Source organism: Mesomycoplasma bovoculi M165/69 (assembly GCF_000524555.1).
In the GTDB taxonomy this organism is placed as follows: Bacteria; Bacillota_I; Bacilli_A; order Mycoplasmatales; family Metamycoplasmataceae; genus Mesomycoplasma; species Mesomycoplasma bovoculi.
In genome coordinates this window covers 168,808-187,569 of sequence record NZ_CP007154.1, presented here as the reverse complement: position 1 = coordinate 187,569, position 18,762 = coordinate 168,808, and the positions used below count along the sequence as shown (strand labels likewise).

Genomic DNA, 18,762 nt, shown 5'->3' with positions numbered 1-18,762 from the left:
AATTTTACATTAATATTAGTGATTATGCAATTTCATAAAATATTAAAATGTTTTTTTTAAATAAATCACAAATATTTATTAATTGATTTCAACTAAAAATTTAAACTTTTAATTTTAATATATGCTATTGTGTTTGAACATATTTTTAATATCATTTTCTTGACTTGGGTATTTTTTAATAAGAGCTGTTTCCAATTTTTTAAAAAATTCATTTCACTTTTTCTCACCATCATCATTAAAAAAATTAGGATTAATTGTTAATTGGGACTTCAAATAAAAACCTAATAAATTAAAAGCGAAAAGATTTTCAGAACTTAGATCTATATTATCTGGTAAATTATTTAAAAAATAATTGATTTGTCCTTGGGTTGTTAGTAAATTATTTTTTGTTAAAAAAATTCCAGTTAAATTTCACAATCCTTTTAAAGGGTTTAATTTTTCTTCAACTTCTTTTTTGTCTTCTTTATTATAATTAGTTTCAGTAGATATTAAATTTTGACTTGAATTATTATTTTTATTTATTGAATTCCTTTGTATTTGAATATAAAAAATATTAAAATATTCACTAATGATAATTCTATATGCTGGGTATTTATTAATTAGAGAAAGTTCTAATTTTTCAAAAAATTCACTAATTTTTTTATAATCATTAGCAAAAAAATTAGGATTTACTGCTAATTGAGAATTAAGATAGAAAGCTACCAAGTTTTCTAAACTAGATGAACGTAATCATTCAGATGGAAATTCCAAATTATTTGGTAAATTATTTAAAAAATAATTGATTTGTCCTTGGGTTGTTAGCAAGTTATCTCAGCGAAAAGATGGAAAACGATTTCATATTATTCTTAATGGATTCAATTTCTCTTCTGCTTGTTTTTTATCTTCTTCAGTATAATTCACTTCTCAATTTTGGATTGAGTTATTATTTTCTTTTGTAAAGTAGTTATTTATAAATTTGTATTTATCATATAAATCTTCATTTATAATCTTGTATTTATTATAAAGTAAATGCAATTTATTACTAATTGCAGATTTATAATTTGGATATTTTTTAATAAGAGCTGCTTTTAATTTTTCGAAAAATGTATCTCATTTTTTATAATTATTTTCAAAAAAATTAGGATTAATTGCTAATTGAGATTTTAAGTAAAAATGAGACAAATTAATAATACTAACATTCATTTTTATAAAATTTGTATTATGTTCATATTGCCCTCATAAATCATCGGGTAAATTATCTAAAAAATAATCTATATCTTCTTGATGTTTTAATAAACTTGTGGGAAAAAATATCCCTTTATTTCACAAGTTGTGCATATTTTTCAATGTTTCTTGAACAGTTTCTGTTTCATTTTTATTTTCAAATAATTCTTGTTCTTCGATCTTAGCAAAGTTTTTTTTAGTTGATAATCCAATCCCTAAACCAACACCAATAGCCAAAGTTCCAATTAATGCAGAACCCCCTAAAATAAAAAATCGCTTTTTAAAAATCATCAATTATCCTTAAAATAAATTATAAATACAAAAATTATATTGTTTCCATACCACTTTTTTGAAAAAAAGCAAACAAAAAATTTATTTTTTAATAAATTAATCACAAAAAAATTAAAAAAATATATAATATCAAATTAGCCGTAACTTACAATACTTTGTTCATAATATTTTTTAACTTTTACATAATAAGGAATTTATGAACACATTTCAAAAAACATTGTCTGTAGCTGAATCAGTTGGCAAAGGACATCCAGATAAAATTTGTGATCAAATAAGTGATGCAATTTTAGATAAAATTTTAGAACAAGATCCAAATGCTAGAGTTGCTGTAGAAACTATGGCTTCTAACAGACTAATTATTATAGGTGGTGAAATTAAAACTACTGCTTATGTTGATTTTGTTAAAACTGCTTGAGAAATATTACTTGCTATTGGCTATACTGAAAATGATTTTACAATCATTTCAAATGTTAATTCTCAAAGTGCTGATATTTCCCAAGGCGTTGATCAAGCAGATGGTGATTTAGGAGCTGGCGACCAAGGAGTTGTTTATGGTTTTGCTTGCAACGAAACCAAAACATACATGCCTTTAGCTTCAACACTAGCTCATGAACTTGTAAAACTTGCTGAAAATCAAAGGATAAATAATCCTCAATTTCAAGATGCAAGGGCTGATATGAAATCTCAAGTGGAAATTGATTTTAGTAAGTCAAATCCTAAAATCAACAAAATTCTTATGTCCATCCAACATTCAGCTAACTATAATAAGGAACACTTTCATAATTTTATAAAAGAAGAAATTATGAAAAAAGTTGCAAGACAATATGGATTAAACACTGATTTTGAAGTATTAATTAATCCAACAGGTAAATTTGTAATTGGTGGGCCTATTGGAGATACTGGACTAACTGGTCGTAAGATAATTATTGATTCATATGGTGATGCTTGTCATCATGGCGGTGGAGCTTATAGTGGAAAAGATTATACTAAAGTTGATCGTTCAGGTGCTTATGCAGCACGATGAGTTGCCAAAAATTTAGTAGCTGCAGGAGTTGCAGATGCTATTGAATTACAACTTAGTTATGCAATTGGTATTCCAAAACCAATTTCCATTGCAATTTCATACGCCAAAAATTTAATAATTTCAACTGAAAAAACTATTGAAATTATTAATAAAGTTTTTGACTTGAAATTGTCTTCTGTAATTAAAAATTTAAGGTTACAAAGTCCAATTTATCAAAATACTGCAACCTATGGACACTATGGACGCGAAGAGTTAAATTTACCTTGAGAAGAATTAAATAAAGTGGAGGAAATTAAAAAGTTATTCTAATTTTTTAATTTATTTAGTATTAATTCAAACTAAAAGTGTAAACTTTTATATAAAAATGATCAAATGAAATTATTTAATTTTCGTTTAGTATAATTTTTGATTTTTTCATTTTTAATCCAAATTAAGGTTATCTTATGATATAATTTATTTTAATCTTAATGTGTACTTAGATTTAATAGTTTTGAACAATAATTGTAAAAAAAACTTATAAGTATGTAAATAATAGATTTATAGAAAGGACTATATGTTAAAAAATAAAAAATTATTTATTGGAATTGGTAGTGTGCTAGCTATTGGGACAATAATTGGAATTTCAGTTGGTGTAACTCAAAGTCGAAGTAGTGATAAAAGTAAAGATACTGAAAAATTAACTACCAAAGAACAAGAGCAGCAAAAACAGAAAGCAGCAGAGGAAGCAGAAAAACAGAAAGCAGCAGAGGAAGCAGAAAAACAGAAAGCAGCAGAGGAAGCAGAAAAACAGAAAGCAGCAGAGGAAGCAGAAAAACAGAAAGCAGCAGAGGAAGCAGAAAAACAGAAAGCAGCAGAGGAAGCAGAAAAACAGAAAGCAGCAGAGGAAGCAGAAAAACAGAAAGCAGCAAGTACCACCACACAAAGTTCAACTTCAGGTGAAGCGGTAAATAATACTTTAAAACAGAAAGCAGAAAAATTAAAAAAAGAAATTGCTGAAACTAAAGATCCTGAACAAAGAGAGAAGTTATCTAAGGAAAGATACAATACTAAACTCCAACAACAACAATTACAACAAAACATTGAGTGAATAAAAAAACACTTCGGTTAATAATTTTAAAAAATACAAAAAATATTGGTTGTAAATCTTTTAATATTTTTTTATAGTAGAATGGCCAAAATAAAATCTCCCTATTTAGGGAGATTTTATTTTTCTGTATTTTAATTGTTTTTCATTTATATTGTAATTTTTTCAATTGTTTTTATATAATTTTCCTGTTCTTTTCTCAAATATTTTTTAATCTAACTTTTAATTTAGAAAAAAGTGGAAATTATGTTTCAAATTTCCACTTTTTTTATTTTTATATACTTTAGTTTTTTGTTTTTAATGTATAGTATGTTCTAATTAAAGAAAGAAGATGTTCGTCAATAGGTTTTAAAAATGTATAAGTTAATGAATATCTACCTTCATCTTTGTTTTCTTCTGTTGGTAAGTTACCACGCAATGTTTGTTCAGGTTGTTGAGTCAAATACATATTAAGTGACTTAAGGGTTTTAGGATCTGATGCATTTGCTAAAACTTTATCAAATGTTAAATCATCTGGATTTGTAATTATTTGCGAATCCTTATTTAATAATAGATAAATTTCATCACCATCTTCATTTTCTTTAACAGTAGCTACATCATCATTAAAGTAAAATTTTCTAAAAAAATCATATGATTTTTGAAAGGTTGGTGTGTAATTTATATAATCAAAATTCTCCATACTTGGAACTGAAGAAAAATCAAATGAATAACCTTGTCCTGATTGTTTTTCATACTTTTCAGTTTCATCATTAAGTTTTCAATTGTACTTTGTTTCAACTGCAGTATGTTTTAGCATTTCATCAAGTGTAAAATCTTCACCTTTAAAAATACTTTCATACAAAGTGTGATAAAGTTTATCAGTTGTATCTTCAGGTGTAGATGCTAAGATTACCCAACCATCTAATAATGTTAAATTATTTTTTGGTCTAATGATCCTAATGGTATTTTCTTCTTCTAAAATTTCATAATTATCCTTTGAAAAATTAGCATCTAAAGCATCTCCATTATAAAGGAGACCAACATCTTGATTTAAACTAGGGTCGATGACTGAGTTTGCCAACTCAAGACCTGATGTTTTAAAAACATTATGTTTTAAATCAGTGTAAGGATGACCACTAATAGCTCCAATATAATTAATGAAAGCATCAACTATTTGCTTATAATTTTTTTCATTAATTTCTGTTCCATATTCATTTAACTTTTCAGTTCCAATGAGTAAATTATCAAACATAGATTCAGTTCACTCAAAATATTTATAACCATGTTGACGCAAAGAAGTCCCAATGCCAGCTAAGCTTTGATCCTTAAATCGAATTCCTTTTTCTTGAATTTCTTTTTTTTCTTCAGGACTTCACTTATCCATGAATTTACGCATATTTTTGCGAACTTTAATGTCATGACCATTTTTGTCTTTGCCATCAACATCATAATCCCCAATGGTGTAAGCCATAACTTTGTCTTGAGTATAATAAGGAATAAAAAATTCTCAAAAATGATCAGGAATACCATCATGGTCAACATCAATTGGTTTACCTTGGTCATCATGCATATATTTGTCATATTTATCAATATGAGCAACTATTTCAGGACGAAACATTTTGACAAAGGCAGCTCTTTTTTTATTAATAAATTCTTGTTTTGCTTCTTTAGTTAGGGTTGAATAATTATTTGACACTTTAAAAGCACCAGCAACATCTCAATTGGGAAAAAGCTTTGCATAATTGATTTTTTGTAATAATTTTTTTTGTACTAATCTAGCGATTTGAAAATCAGAACCTACACCTGCAATTGTTCGATTATCCTCGATTGCTCGAGTAAATTCACTTAAGTCTCCAAACTCGCGGTAGTTAAAATCTTGGTCAATTCTTTCTTTTCCAGTTTTTGAAATATAAGATTCATAATTGTAAACTACAGGTTTAAACGGAGTTTGAATTTTAAAATAAGCTACAAGTCCAATTGCACTAAAAAGTCCAGCAAAAATAGCTGATTTAAAAAATCATTTTTTTATTTTTGTGTTCATTTTTTATCCTTTTTAGTTTTTAGATAAATTCAAATAATGTTACCAACTACTACAAAAAAGAGCATAAATGTTCCAAGCAGTAGTGCTCATGTTTTAAATGTCCCTTGATATAAAAGGGTTCCAACTGTTTGGGTATTAGAAGTTATTTTAGTCAAAATAAAATCATCAAAAGATAAAAAGATTACAACAACTAAAGTAGAAGTAATTGCTGGCATCATATATTTTAAGTAAACTAAAAACCAAGCTTGTAACTTAGAATAACCCAAATCCTGAGCGGCTTCAAATAAAGTTAGTGGAAATTTTTCACTTCTAGGATGTAAAAGTAAAATTCCATACGGCAAAGTCATAACAATGTGTGAAACAATTGCACGAGCTAAACCTTCTGATGTTGCAGCTAGCACTCCAAACATACTAGTTAAAATAGTGGCCATTGCCACAGCTGTAATTACATCAGGATTAATTAGTGGTACATTTGAAGTTAAACTTACATATGATTTAGCTGTTTTACTTTTTTGCCTTCAAAGTGCAAAAACAGTAATGAGTGATAAACTTACAACTACAAAAGCAGTGACTAAAGCAATAATTATTGTATTAACAAGAGCATTACCAAAACCTTCATTACTTAAATCATAAAAAGCTTGCAAGGAAAATTTATTTCAAGTTGATGAAATAAAACCTTTTTTTGAAGGTGCATTAAACGCAAAAACTGAACCTGTAAAAATTGGGATATAAAAAAGCAAAAGTAATAGTCAAACATAGCTTTTTTTTCAAATTTCTCTTTGAATGAGAAAATCCCAAATTTTAGTTATGATTGGACTAATTTTAGTCATATTTAAATCCTTTAATCTTCATAATTACAATTGGAGCAAAATAAAGAATGCCATAAATACCTATAAAAACTAACAAAGTTACAAGCACAAGTGAAGAAACACGTGCTAAGTCAAAAGGATTAGCTGGATTAGTTGAATTATTAATCAAGTTTCCAATCAATTGGTTTTGTGAACCATTTGGCAACAATTTGTCTGAAATTACAATTGAAGTTGCTGCCATTAAAAACACTAAGGCAATTCCCGAAAAAATTGCTTTAATACTATAAGGAATCACAACTTTAATAATTGATTGAAAGTGGTTGTAACCCAAATCAGATGCTGCTTCTAAAAGATTTTTGGGCATATCACGCAGCACTGAATAAAGCGGTAAAACCATAAAAGGAAAATTCAAAAAAATTAGCCCCACCAGTAAAAAATAGTTGTTATTTAAGTCATTTTGGTCAAAAATAGCCAAAAATAATGAACGAAGAGCAAACACTTTAGCAATTGTAAAAATAATCAGTGGTGAAACAATTAATGAAAGTGAATAAATTTTAAAAGCCTTAGATTTGCTATTAGCAGCAATGAAAGCATAGGGAAAAGCTAGGACTAAACAAACTAGTGCACAAAGCAATCCTACAAAAACAGAACGGCCAATGATAACTCAAGTTGTTTTATCTTTAGTTAAAATATAATTGTCAAATTTAACATTAGGCACTGGAGGCGTCACTGCTTTAACTAGCAATAAAATTAAAGGAATAATGATAAAAATCAAGGCAAAAATAGCATAAGGAATCACAAGTGAAAGTCTAAAATTTAAATTAGATTTAAATCTGGACCATGCATCATTTATTTTAATCATTGTCTTCCTTTGCAAGATTTTCTTTTCTCATTAAGTGAATAGCATCGTCGTCTCATTTTAAAAAGACTTTTTGACCAATTTCATAATAATCATTAGTTTCTACATGAATTTTTTGTCCAACATTAATTGTCACTCAATAATATGAGCCTTTGTAAATATTTTGTTCAATTGTTCCTTCAAAATATCCTGAATTCAAATCAATGTCAATATCTTCTGGTCGAATTAATGCATCTAAAATTTCACCTGGTTGAAATTCTTGGTGAATAGTATAAAGTTGTTTACCAAGAATTTCAACCTTATTTTTATCAATAAATTTAGCATCAAAAAAATTAGAATCACCTATAAAATTAGCTATTCATTTGTTAATTGGATAGTCATAAATTTGTTTAGGTTCATCATATTGCGCAATTTTCCCATCACGAATAACTGCGATTTTATCTGAAAGTTGAAGTGCTTCATCCTGGTCGTGAGTAACAAAAATAAAAGTAAGTCCTAATTTTTGTTGAATATTTTTTAAAAATACACGCATTTTGTCACGAATTTTTGCATCCAAAGCTGAAAGAGGTTCATCTAAAAGTACAATTTCGGGTTCAATAACAAGTGAACGAGCCAAAGCCACACGTTGTTTTTGCCCACCTGAAAGTTGATGAATTGCTTTATTTTCATGACCTGTTAATCCAACAAGTTCAATAATATTTTTGATTTCAGCATCTATTTCTTCTTTGGTAATTTTGCGTGTTAAATATTTTTTCTCAAACTGTTCTGTTTTTGCATGAACATAATTTTCTCAATTAGAGTATCTAAAATCTGAATCATCTAGTTGTTCCTGCAATTTATGTCTAGCTTTTTCTGTTAAATTTCCAGATTCTAGTTTAGCATCTATTTCGTTTTGTAATTTGGTTAATTCAGCAATTTTTTGATCACGTTTTTTGATTCATTGTTGCTTTGATTTTTCCAATTTTTCTCAAACTGATGCAGGAATATCAGCTTTATTTTTTGCAATACGTTTTAACTTAAGCCCAAACTCAATGTTTCCACGCACTGATAAGTGTGGAAAAAGCGCATAGTCTTGAAAAATAGTTGCTGTTTCACGTTTATTAGCTGAAACATCTTTGATATCGATTCCTTCAAATTTAATTTCACCACGAGTAGCTCACTCAAATCCACCAATTAAACGCAAAATAGTAGTTTTACCAGAACCTGATGGCCCTAAAAGTGTTACAAAATCTCCTTTTTTAATGTCAAGGTTAATTTGGTCTAAAACTTTTCTATTGCCAAATTCCTTATCAACATCGACTAAAGAGATGATGATATTGTTTTGGTTGGTTATCATATATATAAATTCCTATACTAAAAATTAAAAAACAAATAAAAAATAAATTATTTATTAAACAATTTTGGTAACTTCATATTTGAAGAAAAAAGTTCCTTCTCTAATGAAGAACGATGGGGAATTTATCAAAAATATCTTGGCTAGTTTGTTCAAGACAAAAAGATGGATCACTATATTTAAGTGCCCAAATTTGATAAAACTTATAAAAATAATAATATTTTTTGTCTTCGAACATAATAAAAGTAATAATTATATATAAAAAATTTTTTTTGATACAAATTTGTTAAATTTAGTTGGATTTTTTCACAAATCTACAAAATATCTTTTTATTTATGGTTTTTTAATTAATAAAATTTTATTAATTTTCACTTTCTTGTTTTATAAAATCTTGATTAAGTTCTTTGAAATTAGTTTTATAATTAAAAGTAATTTTTTGAGTTTTTGGCACAACAATAGCTTGAAAACCCACTTTATCAAAGCTAAAATGATCTTGTAATTGTTCTTCAAATTCAAAATCACTTGTTTTAGCTGTTGTTAAATAAATATTGTTGTTATCTTGTTTTTTAACAAGTAATCAATCAGAAAAATACATTGGTTTTCAAGTTTCTAAAATAAAAATGTTGTTGTTTTTTAAAACTCTATCAAGGGTTTGTCCATTTAAAAAACTTTTCCTAAAATTGAAAGATATTTGCCTTGATGTTTGACTTGAATCTAAATTTCTAACTTTATTTACAAAGCTTTGGAAATCACTTGGATTTGTGATTTGAGTTGTGTAATTTTCTAAAAATGGTTTGTCATAACTAATTAATGATGAACTTGCAAGTTTGTTTAAAAATCAAGGTGATTTTGCGATTATTTTGTTTTTTGTTTGGTTTTTAACAAAAAAATCAAATATCTTTTCGTTTTTTTGTGTTAAAAAATTATAAAATAATTGATTGTCAGAATTGTTATATTTAGAAGCAAGTTCATCTTTAATTTCTTGAATTTTTTCAAATTGATCAATTCGCTTAATTTTTACTTGTTTATTTTTTGGGACTCTAACAATTTTTCAATAGTAAGGATATTGCCCGTTTGATGGATGACCTGGAACAAGATATTTAAAGTGTTCTTTAATAACACCTTGCCAAATATGATTTATATAAATAACATTACTTTGTTTTTTAATGTAAATTGGCAAAGTTTTATATTTTTTATATTCATATGGAGAATCTATCAACTGATATACATATAAATCAACTGTTTTTAAAACATCATTTAATTTTTCACCATTTAGAAATGATAGCTCAAATAATTTTTGCAAACTGTCTAAGCTAAGATGTTTTTCTTTATTATTAATAGGATTTGCAATAAACTGTTGAAAGTCTCTAATATTAGATAATTTAAACAAATCCTTTCAAGTTCTTGGTTCATAATCATCTCCATCATCAGGGGCTCAAAATCTATTTTCTATTAAATGATTAGGTCAATAAACATTATTAGAAAAATTATTGTCTAGTTCATATTTATCCAAAAAACCAAACAATTCTTCCATAAATTTTGTATATTGTTCTTCATTATTTCCATAATTATTTTTAGTTAAATCTTCTTTTTTTAGTTTGTTTTCGCTTGCCTTTAATGGAAAACAAGAAACCACTGATATTGGAATTAATAATAAAGTTAAACTTGAAAGTATTTTTTTAATTTTCATTTTGCCTCTTTGTTCAATCTTTTTGGTACACTATAACATATTTTTAATTTTTAGAAATATTTTTCATTTATCAGTAATATGATTGAAATAGTTCTTTGTATAACTATTGTTTTGTAAAATGTGAAAATTACCTTTAGAAAACTAATTGCCATTTATATTAAAATTCAACTCTTGTTTTATAAAATCTTGATTAAGTTCTTTGAAATTAGTTTTATAATTAAAAGTAATTTTTTGAGTTTTTGGCACAACAATAACTTGAAAACCCACTTTATCAAAGCTAAAATGATCTTGTAATTGTTCTTCAAATTCAAAATCACTTGTTTTAGCTGTTGTTAAATAAATATTGTTGTTATCTTGTTTTTTAACAAGTAATCAATCAGAAAAATACATTGGTTTTCAAGTTTCTAAAATAAAAATGTTGTTGTTTTTTAAAACTCTTTCAGGAGTTTGTCCATTTAAAAAACTTTTCCTAAAATTGAAAGATATTTGTCTTGATGTTTGACTTGAATCTAAATTTATAACTTTATTTACAAAACTTTGAAAATCACTTGGATTTGTGATTTGAGTTGTGTAATTTTCTAAAAATGGTTTGTCATAACTAATTAATGATGAACTTGCAAGTTTGTTTAAAAATCAAGGTGATTTTGCCATTATTTTGTTTTTTGTTTGGTTTTTAACAAAAAAATCAAATATCTTTTCATTTTTTTGTTTTAAAACATTATAAAATAATTGGTTGTCAGAATTGTTATATTTAGAAGCAAGTTCATCTTTAATTTCTTGAATTTTTTCAAACTCATTAATTTCCTTAATTTTTACTTGTTTATTTTTTGGAATTCTAACAATTTTTCAATAGTAAGGATATTCTCTTTCCGCTGGATGACCTTCAAGAGATTGTTTAAAGTGTTCTTTAATAACACCTTGCCAAATATGATTTATATAAATAACGTTACTTTGTTCTTTAATGTAAATTGGCAAAGTTTTATATTTTTTATATTCATATGGAGAATCTATCAACTGATATACATATAAATCAACTGTTTTTAAAACATCATTTAATTTTTCACCATTTAGAAATGATAGCTCAAATAATTTTTGCAAACTATCTAAGCTAAGATGTTTTTCTTTATTATTAATAGGATTTGCAATAAACTGTTGAAAGTCTCTAATATTAGATAATTTAAACAAATCCTTTCAAGTTCTTGGTTGATAATCATCTTTATCAATAGGTGCTCCAAATCTATTTTCTATTAAATGATTAGGTCAATAAACATTATTAGAAAAATTATTGTCTAGTTCATATTTATCCAAAAAACCAAACAATTCATTCATAAATTTTGTATACTTTTCTTCATTATCTTTATAATCATTTTTAGTCAAATCTTCTTTTTTGAGTTCACTTTTGTTTGTCTGAAATTGAAAACAAGAAACCACTGATATTGGAATTAATAATAAAGTTAAACTTGAAAGTATTTTTTTAATTTTCATTTTGCCTCTTTGTTCAATCTTTTTTGGGGCATTATAACATATTTTTATAAAAAAAGCAAAATTTATTAAAAAATTTTGCTTAAGATTTGTTTAATATAAAGGATGCCCGAAAATAGTGAAACCAAAGATGCCAAAATTAAAGGTAAATTTATCAACCAATAATTTAAAGAATTTATAATCAAAGGTGCACAAAGAAAACATACTGATATTGCAATAATCTGTAAAACTGTTTTCAACTTTCCTCAAAAAGAAGCCGCAACAACAATATTTTTGCTCGCTGCAAAAATTCGAAGTCCATCAACACTAATATCACGAAGAAAAAATATTATAACTAAGTATCAAGGAGTGATATTCATTGCTACAAAACTAATTAAAACTGAAGCCACTAAAATTTTATCAGCTATAGGATCAAAAATTTTACCAAAATTCGACACTGTCTTGTACTTACGAGCAAATCAACCATCTAAAAAATCTGTAAATGATGCTAATAAAAAAATAAAAAAAGCTAGTAAAAAGAAGCTAATTGGTCAACTAAAGTAACTATTGTATGCTTTATAATAATAAGAAATAATTAAAAAAGTGAGTAAGGGAACAATTAGAATTATTCTTGAAATAGTCAACCAATTTGCAAAATTTTTTTTAACTAGCGTTTTCATATCAATAATGACTTGAATTTTTCAATAATTTGTTCTTTTTTTGTGAGTGGTTTAGTTTCAATAGATTTTTCTAAAGCACTAATTTGTTCATCATAAGCAATGATTTCATTTTTAAATTTATCAATATCAATTTTTCCAAAGTTCAAATCTGAAACCAAATTTTGAAAAAATTGGCTATATTTTTCTTGTGATTGTTTGTACAAATCAGCAATTTTAGGATCTTCATAATTTTGTAAAAAACTTTGAAGATCTCTAAAATATTCAAGATTTTTTGAATTTTTTTTATCTCACAAATTTGATTTAGATTGAACCAATTCACTAAGATTATCAATGAAAATATCAGTTGTTTTATAAGGGTTGTTAATAAAAGATTCAACAACTTTTTCATGTTTCATAAAATGTTCTAAACTATATTTGGCAATCAAATTAATATCAGACATTTTAATAAAACCTATGGAAACCACAAATTTATTTAACATCTCCTTATTATTTTCAATCACTATATTTACACGTGCACAAAACTCAGCAAGACTTCGTTCTTCTAACTCTTTCATTGCTTTTTTGTGTTTCATAATTCTGTCACGTTTTATCTTATTGCTAACAAAACTGTAGGACAAAAAACCAACAATTGCAATAGCTAAAATTGAGATTAAGACAATTAAACTTGCATCTGTTTCCATTTAATTCCTTTATTTTTCTTTTTGTTTGGTTACTTCTTTACCTTGACTTGTTGTTGAAGTTTTTGTAAATTTTTTACGATAAACCGGTTTAGCATTAGGGTCTGAAGCCATATAACGACAAGCTGGGAAACCTGAACAACCTATAAAACGTTGACCAGTTTTTTTATTATTACGATAAATTAGATCTTTTTGACATTCAGGACAATTTTGACCAACTTTTTCTAGTTGAATTACTGTTTGTTCTATATCACTTGCTTTTTCCATAGTTTTTTGGAAACTATTTCAAAAAGTTGTTAAATTCTCTTTATAATCAATAGAACCCTCTGCGATTAGGTCCAAGTCTTCTTCTATTTTAGCTGTGTAGTCAATGTTGATAATTTCAGGGCTAACTTGCAATAGCTGTTTTAAAACTAATTCACCAAAAGCTGTTGGTTTTAATGAACGACCTTCTTTTTCAACATAAAGGCGGTCTTGTAAAATTTTAACTGAAACAGCAAAAGTTGATGGTCTACCAACTTTGATTTGATCTAATTTATCAATCAATGAACCATCATTATAGCGAGCTGGTGGTTTAGTTTGATGAGCACTATGAGAAAATTTGTCTACTTTAACTTGATCACCTTCTGATCAAATTGGCAACTCAAGTGGTTTTTCCTCAGGGTCTAGAATTTTATAATACCCATCAAAAACAATAGTTGAACCTGATAAAAAGAAATTGTGAACTTCTTTTGCCAAAAATTCATAACGAGTTATTTGTCTAATAGGTTGTTTCATTAATGCTTGCAAAGTTGTGTTATAAATTAATTGATAAACACGAAAATCTAATTCATCTAATTCATATTTTTCTTTTGCAAGAGCTGGTGTAAGTTCAAAATTAGTTGGACGAATTGCCTCGTGAGCATCTTGATCACCTGCAAAACCTTTAACAGTTTCACTATAATATTCAACCCCATATTTTTGTTCAATAAAAACTTTAGCAGTATCTATAAAACTTTGACTCAAACGTGTGGAATCTGTACGTGGATAGGAAATAAGTCCTTGATCTCCAAATCCTTCGTAAAGTTTTTGAAGTGACATAGACACACGAGTGGCTGAATAATTAGAAAGTTTTTTAAAGACGGTTGCTTGTTTTAGAGGGCTGATTTGAGGATCTTTTTTATTACTTACTTGTTTTTTAGTAACAACTAAATATTCAACATTTGATAAATCAGATAGAATCTGTTCAACTTGATCAGTTGGAATTCAATCTGGTGATTCTAGAAAACTTCTATTAAAATATTTGGCTTCAAATTGACCAATATGTGCCAACAAAATAAAATAGTGATAAGGAATAAATGCTTCAATTTCTGCTTCACGATCAATAACAAGTTTTAGTGCGACAGATTGCACCCTACCAGCTGATGGATTTGTTGGCGCGTTTTTGATTTTAGAACCTAATAATTTAGATAATCTAAAACCAATAATTCTATCAAGCATACGCCGAGTTTTTTGTGAATTAACCAAATTTTCATTGATTGTTATAGGATTTTTTACTGCTTCCAAAATTGCTGTCGCAGTAATTTCGTTATAACGAATTCTTTGATATTTCTCTTTAATTTCTAAAAGATCAACAAGTGATGCCCCAATTGCCTCACCCTCACGGTCAGCATCGGTTGCTATTAAAACAGTTGATGCTTTTTTAGCAGCATCTTTTAGTTGTTTAACAATTTTGCGTTTGTCAGACTTGATTTTGTAAATAGGCTCTCAAGTTTCTGTATTAATTCCAAAACCATAGGCTCCTGAAGTCGCTAAATTAACAACATGGCCCACAGATGCTAAAACTTCAAATTCATCACCTAAAAAATTAGAAATAGTCTTTATTTTATTAGGTGACTCAACAATAACTAACTTAGACATAAAAACTAAAGTTATTATTTATTACGTTTAATTTCTTTAAGACGAGCCGCTTTACCTTTTCTATCTTTCATATAGTAAAGTTTTGCGCGGCGAACTTTGTTGGAACGAACAACTTCAATTTTGTCAACTAATGGTGAGTGGTATAAGAATGTTCTTTCAACCCCAACATTGTGAGCTATTTTGTAAACAACAAAACTTTTTGATAAACCACTACCTTTAATAGCAATAACTAAACCTTCAAAAATTTGAATTCTTTCTTTGTTACCTTCACGAATTTTGACAAAAACCTTGATGTTGTCCCCTTCACGAAAAGGGTCTAATTGACGTAATTGACTTGATTCAACAATTTCTATTAATTTATTTTTCATGATTTTCCTTTTTAATGTATTTGTCTCATAAATCAGGACGATTTTTTTGTGTTTTTTCTATTTGTTTTTCTCTTCTTCATTGTTCAATTTTTGCATGATCACCATTGAACAAAACTGATGGAACTTCTAAGTTTTTATAGACTCTTGGTCGACTATATTGTGGATAATCTAGTAATCCATTTGAAAATGATTCACTTGCAAGTGAGTCTTTGTTAATCACTCCAGGCAACAAGCGAATTACAGCATCTGCAACAACCATAGCTGGTAATTCGCCACCTGTTAGCACATAGTCTCCAATAGAAATCTCATAATCCACTAGATGATCAATAATTCGTTCATCAAAACCTTCATATCGACCACACACTAAAGTAATTTCATCATATTGAGTAAACTTTTTAGCAAGTTCTTGACTAAAAGGTTGACCTTGGGGTGAAAGAGCAATTTTCAAACCGCCAATATTAGAAATAGCATCATCAATAGGTTGGATTTGTAAAAGCATTCCTGCTCCTCCACCATAAACAGTGTCATCTACTCTTTTAAATTTGTCTAATGAGTAGTCACGAATGTCAATAGTTTTAATTTCTACTATTTTTTTTTCAATTGCTCTAGCAACTATTGATTCTTCTGCAAAACTTTTAAAATATTTAGGAAAAAGAGAAACAAAATTTATTTTCACTTTAAATTATTTGCTTACTTTTTTGGAAGTAAAAAGAGCTAAAACACCTTTTTTAGTAAGTAAGTTTTTCACTGTCAATGTAGGTTGTGCACCTAAACCTAATCATTGTAAAACTCTATCTTCTTTGAATGTTATTTCTTTACTTTGTGGATTGTAGTGTCCTACAACTTCAATATATCTTCCATCACGAGGCGCACGCGCATCAGCAATAATAATTTTGTAAATAGGGTTAAATTTGGACCCCATTCTTTTAAGTCGAATTTTTACCATTTTGGCCTTTCTATAATTTGATACGATAAAAGATAATCAATATTATAACATAAAAATGCGTAAAGCAAAATTGCTTTACGTTTTTTTATTTATTTTGAAATGAAAAACACTTATTTATTTGACTAAATAAGTGTTTTTATATAAATAGATGAAGTTCTATAGTTTTTCTTTAATGAAAAAATCTAAAATTGAGTAGTTATTGACAATAACTTTTCTCAACTTATTGAGAAAATGAAAGTAATCTATAACTTTATTAACAAAAGCATTGCTATTATCTATGTTATTTTCAACAAGATTTGGTTCAACACCTGCAATTAAAAGAATTTTATCTTCTAAATCTACTTTTTCAGAACTTAAAATAAACATAAATACATCAATTAAGTTTGCTCAACTAAAATATAGTATGTCTTCTCAAATGAAGCTAGTTGATGATTTATTGTAAATTAAATGTTGTTTTAAATGATGAACAAAAACATCTATGTATTTATTTTGTTCTGAATTTACAAGATATTCTAAAAATTCAAGTCAATTTTCTTGCTTGTTTTTTAAAGGATGTGTTGAATCCAAATTATCAATAGATTTTGCAATAAAAGCAGTTAATTCTGCTTTTAATCTACTTTCGATTAAGCAAAATTTTTCTCAAAAAATTTCTGCATAATCCTGATTAAATAAAATTTTAATTTGATTAGATTTTTTTGTATTAAAGTTGATATTTATTTCATTAAAATTTTTAGATTTAATTAAAATTTGTTCTATTGGAACTTCATTATTTTTTAAAAACATGTTTTTATAAAGCATAAATCTCCAATTATTATTTGGGAGTATTTATTGTATCCAAGTATTCTACTCCCTTTTTTGTAATTTTTCGTCCTCTTGGCGTTTTTTCTAAAAAATTTTTTTCAATTAATAAAGGTTCGATAATATGCAATAATGTTTGCTTGTTTTCTTTTAGAATTCCACAAATAACATCTAGTGCTACACTCCTTCCTTTAAAAATACTTGATAAAAGCCGAAGATATTCTATACTAGTTTCATTTAAACCTTGTTTGTAAATACCAATACTATCTAAGGTTTGATCAACAATTTTTTTATCTATGGTTTTAACATCCAACACAAGTGCGAAGTCTCTAATTCTTTTTAAAATATTATTAGCTATTCTAGGTGTTTTATTTGTAAAGTTAGCAATATATTCCACTATTTTATCATCAAGATTCATCTTTAATTTTATAGCTGAATTTTTAATAATTTCCATAATCTCAGTTGGAGAATATTCCACCATTTTTGCAATCAAACCAAATCTATTTTGTAGAGGTGTTGAAATTTGTGCCAATTTAGTAGATGCTCCAATTAAAGTAAAATTAGGTAATTTCATTCTCATAATTTTGTTTTCTCCATCTACTCCTATCTGAATATCAATCACAAATTCTTCCATAGCTGAATATAATAATTCTTCAATATTTTTATTGATTGAATGAATTTCATCAATAAAAATAATACTATTTTTTGTAATATTTGCAAGCATTGCTAGTACATCTGACTTCTTTTCTAAAAGTGGACCTTGAATATATTTTATTTTAGATTCCATAGCATTTGCAATAATATTTGCCAATGTTGTTTTACCCATTCCAGGTGGTCCATAAAATAATATATGGTCTAATGAGTGGTGACGTTTTTGCGAGGAAGCAATTAATATCTGGATGGTTTGTATTAATTTTTTTTGGCCTATAAAATTTTCAAAATTACTTGGCCTAATTTCTAAATTCTCTTGCATTTGAAATTATTTTAATAGCTTGCTCTATTAGATGTTCAAAGTCTTCTGAAGGTTCCACATTTGCCAGCGCATAGTTAATTTGTCTTTTTTGAAAACCAAGTGTTTTAAGTGTGTTTTCAAGTTCGATAGCTATTTTTTGTTCCAAATTAGTTTTTTGAAACATTTGTTCAATTATCTCTTCTTCAGTTAATTTCTTATTTGATTTTAAATCTATCTGTGGTGTTTTTATTAATTCTGACATTTTGGCATATTTTTTCTGAAATTCAAAAACAATTTGCTTAGCATTACGTTCACTAACATATTGAATTTTAGCAATATTTTTTCAATTGCCAGAAACAATATAATCAATTATTTTTAATCAGCCATGATTTAAAGCTGAAATTGCAGTTTTTGGTCCTATGCCTTGAATAGAAATCAAATCCTCGAATAAAACACGCTCTTTAAAATTTTCAAAACCATACGTTATTCGTGAATAATCATTTTCATATTCATAAACATAAATTTTGCGATTTTCATCTTTATTAAATCGATCTATATCAGGTACATATATTAAAAAACCATTGCTTCCCTGTTCAAGAATTAAGTAATTTTTGTTCTTGGAAACAATTTTACCTATTTTGTAAATTTGCATTTTGCTCCTTTTGTAT

General features: G+C 26.9%; 19 protein-coding genes. 2 read left to right on the top strand and 17 right to left on the bottom strand.

Annotation, left to right across the window (positions count from 1 at the left end; translation table 4 throughout):
• Positions 1-114: 114 nt before the first annotated feature.
• Entirely contained in the window at positions 115-1,494 is a 1,380-nt protein-coding gene (locus tag MYB_RS00935) for a hypothetical protein (protein WP_022935525.1), read from the bottom strand.
• A 196-nt stretch (positions 1,495-1,690) separates the two neighbouring features.
• On the opposite strand from MYB_RS00935, the gene metK reads away from it, so the two are divergent.
• The gene (gene metK, locus MYB_RS00930) at positions 1,691-2,827 is read left to right on the top strand and encodes a methionine adenosyltransferase (protein ID WP_022935526.1); all 1,137 of its coding nucleotides are present in this window, start codon (positions 1,691-1,693) and stop codon (positions 2,825-2,827) included.
• A gap of 244 nt (positions 2,828-3,071) precedes the next feature.
• The gene (locus MYB_RS03270; protein WP_025279600.1) at positions 3,072-3,626 is read left to right on the top strand and encodes a hypothetical protein; all 555 of its coding nucleotides are present in this window, start codon (positions 3,072-3,074) and stop codon (positions 3,624-3,626) included.
• Positions 3,627-3,885: 259 nt separating this feature from the next.
• On the opposite strand, the gene MYB_RS00920 is transcribed toward MYB_RS03270, so the two are convergent.
• The 16 genes from MYB_RS00920 to ruvA all read right to left on the bottom strand — a co-directional run bounded on the left by MYB_RS00920 (position 3,886) and on the right by ruvA (position 18,746).
• Positions 3,886-5,622 (bottom strand): type 2 periplasmic-binding domain-containing protein, encoded by a 1,737-nt coding sequence (locus MYB_RS00920; RefSeq protein WP_022935691.1) that lies wholly within the window; start codon positions 5,620-5,622, stop codon positions 3,886-3,888.
• Entirely contained in the window at positions 5,607-6,431 is an 825-nt protein-coding gene (locus MYB_RS00915) for an ABC transporter permease (RefSeq protein ID WP_025279599.1), read from the bottom strand. Before MYB_RS00915 ends, MYB_RS00920 begins: the two co-directional genes overlap by 16 nt.
• A gap of 13 nt (positions 6,432-6,444) precedes the next feature.
• Positions 6,445-7,293, bottom strand: a complete 849-nt coding sequence (locus MYB_RS00910; RefSeq protein ID WP_022935689.1) for an ABC transporter permease subunit — start codon at positions 7,291-7,293, stop codon at positions 6,445-6,447.
• Positions 7,286-8,626: an ABC transporter ATP-binding protein gene (locus MYB_RS00905; RefSeq protein ID WP_022935688.1), complete on the bottom strand. Its 1,341-nt coding sequence runs from the start codon at positions 8,624-8,626 to the stop codon at positions 7,286-7,288. The genes MYB_RS00910 and MYB_RS00905 overlap by 8 nt, the downstream gene beginning before the upstream one ends.
• A 100-nt stretch (positions 8,627-8,726) precedes the next feature.
• Positions 8,727-8,861: a hypothetical protein gene (locus MYB_RS03290; RefSeq protein ID WP_276211260.1), complete on the bottom strand. Its 135-nt coding sequence runs from the start codon at positions 8,859-8,861 to the stop codon at positions 8,727-8,729.
• 123 nt (positions 8,862-8,984) lie between these two features.
• Positions 8,985-10,313, bottom strand: a complete 1,329-nt coding sequence (locus MYB_RS00900; RefSeq protein ID WP_025279597.1) for a hypothetical protein — start codon at positions 10,311-10,313, stop codon at positions 8,985-8,987.
• 141 nt (positions 10,314-10,454) lie between these two features.
• Complete coding sequence (locus tag MYB_RS00895; protein WP_025279596.1) at positions 10,455-11,798, bottom strand: hypothetical protein; 1,344 nt, start codon at positions 11,796-11,798, stop codon at positions 10,455-10,457.
• A 65-nt stretch (positions 11,799-11,863) separates the two neighbouring features.
• A complete protein-coding gene (gene pgsA / locus MYB_RS00890; protein WP_022934974.1) occupies positions 11,864-12,454 on the bottom strand; it encodes a CDP-diacylglycerol--glycerol-3-phosphate 3-phosphatidyltransferase in 591 nt (196 codons plus the stop codon).
• The gene (locus MYB_RS00885) at positions 12,442-13,134 is read right to left on the bottom strand and encodes an MHJ_0274 family protein (protein ID WP_022934973.1); all 693 of its coding nucleotides are present in this window, start codon (positions 13,132-13,134) and stop codon (positions 12,442-12,444) included. Before MYB_RS00885 ends, pgsA begins: the two co-directional genes overlap by 13 nt.
• 9 nt (positions 13,135-13,143) lie before the next feature.
• Positions 13,144-15,030 carry a type I DNA topoisomerase gene (gene topA / locus MYB_RS00880; RefSeq protein WP_022934972.1) on the bottom strand — a complete coding sequence of 629 codons (1,887 nt, stop codon included), beginning with the start codon at positions 15,028-15,030 and terminating at the stop codon, positions 13,144-13,146.
• A 14-nt stretch (positions 15,031-15,044) separates the two neighbouring features.
• Positions 15,045-15,398 carry a 50S ribosomal protein L19 gene (rplS, locus tag MYB_RS00875; RefSeq protein ID WP_022934971.1) on the bottom strand — a complete coding sequence of 118 codons (354 nt, stop codon included), beginning with the start codon at positions 15,396-15,398 and terminating at the stop codon, positions 15,045-15,047.
• Positions 15,388-16,074 carry a tRNA (guanosine(37)-N1)-methyltransferase TrmD gene (trmD, locus tag MYB_RS00870; protein WP_022934970.1) on the bottom strand — a complete coding sequence of 229 codons (687 nt, stop codon included), beginning with the start codon at positions 16,072-16,074 and terminating at the stop codon, positions 15,388-15,390. The genes rplS and trmD overlap by 11 nt, the downstream gene beginning before the upstream one ends.
• 6 nt (positions 16,075-16,080) lie before the next feature.
• On the bottom strand, positions 16,081-16,344 hold the full coding sequence (gene rpsP / locus MYB_RS00865) for a 30S ribosomal protein S16 (RefSeq protein WP_022934969.1): 264 nt from the start codon (positions 16,342-16,344) through the stop codon (positions 16,081-16,083).
• 156 nt (positions 16,345-16,500) lie between these two features.
• The gene (locus MYB_RS00860) at positions 16,501-17,142 is read right to left on the bottom strand and encodes a hypothetical protein (RefSeq protein ID WP_022934968.1); all 642 of its coding nucleotides are present in this window, start codon (positions 17,140-17,142) and stop codon (positions 16,501-16,503) included.
• A gap of 13 nt (positions 17,143-17,155) precedes the next feature.
• Positions 17,156-18,115: a Holliday junction branch migration DNA helicase RuvB gene (ruvB, locus tag MYB_RS00855; RefSeq protein ID WP_022934967.1), complete on the bottom strand. Its 960-nt coding sequence runs from the start codon at positions 18,113-18,115 to the stop codon at positions 17,156-17,158.
• Positions 18,093-18,746, bottom strand: coding sequence for a Holliday junction branch migration protein RuvA (ruvA, locus tag MYB_RS00850; protein ID WP_025279594.1), 654 nt, complete (start codon positions 18,744-18,746; stop codon positions 18,093-18,095). Before ruvA ends, ruvB begins: the two co-directional genes overlap by 23 nt.
• Between the last annotated feature and the right edge of the window lie 16 nt (positions 18,747-18,762).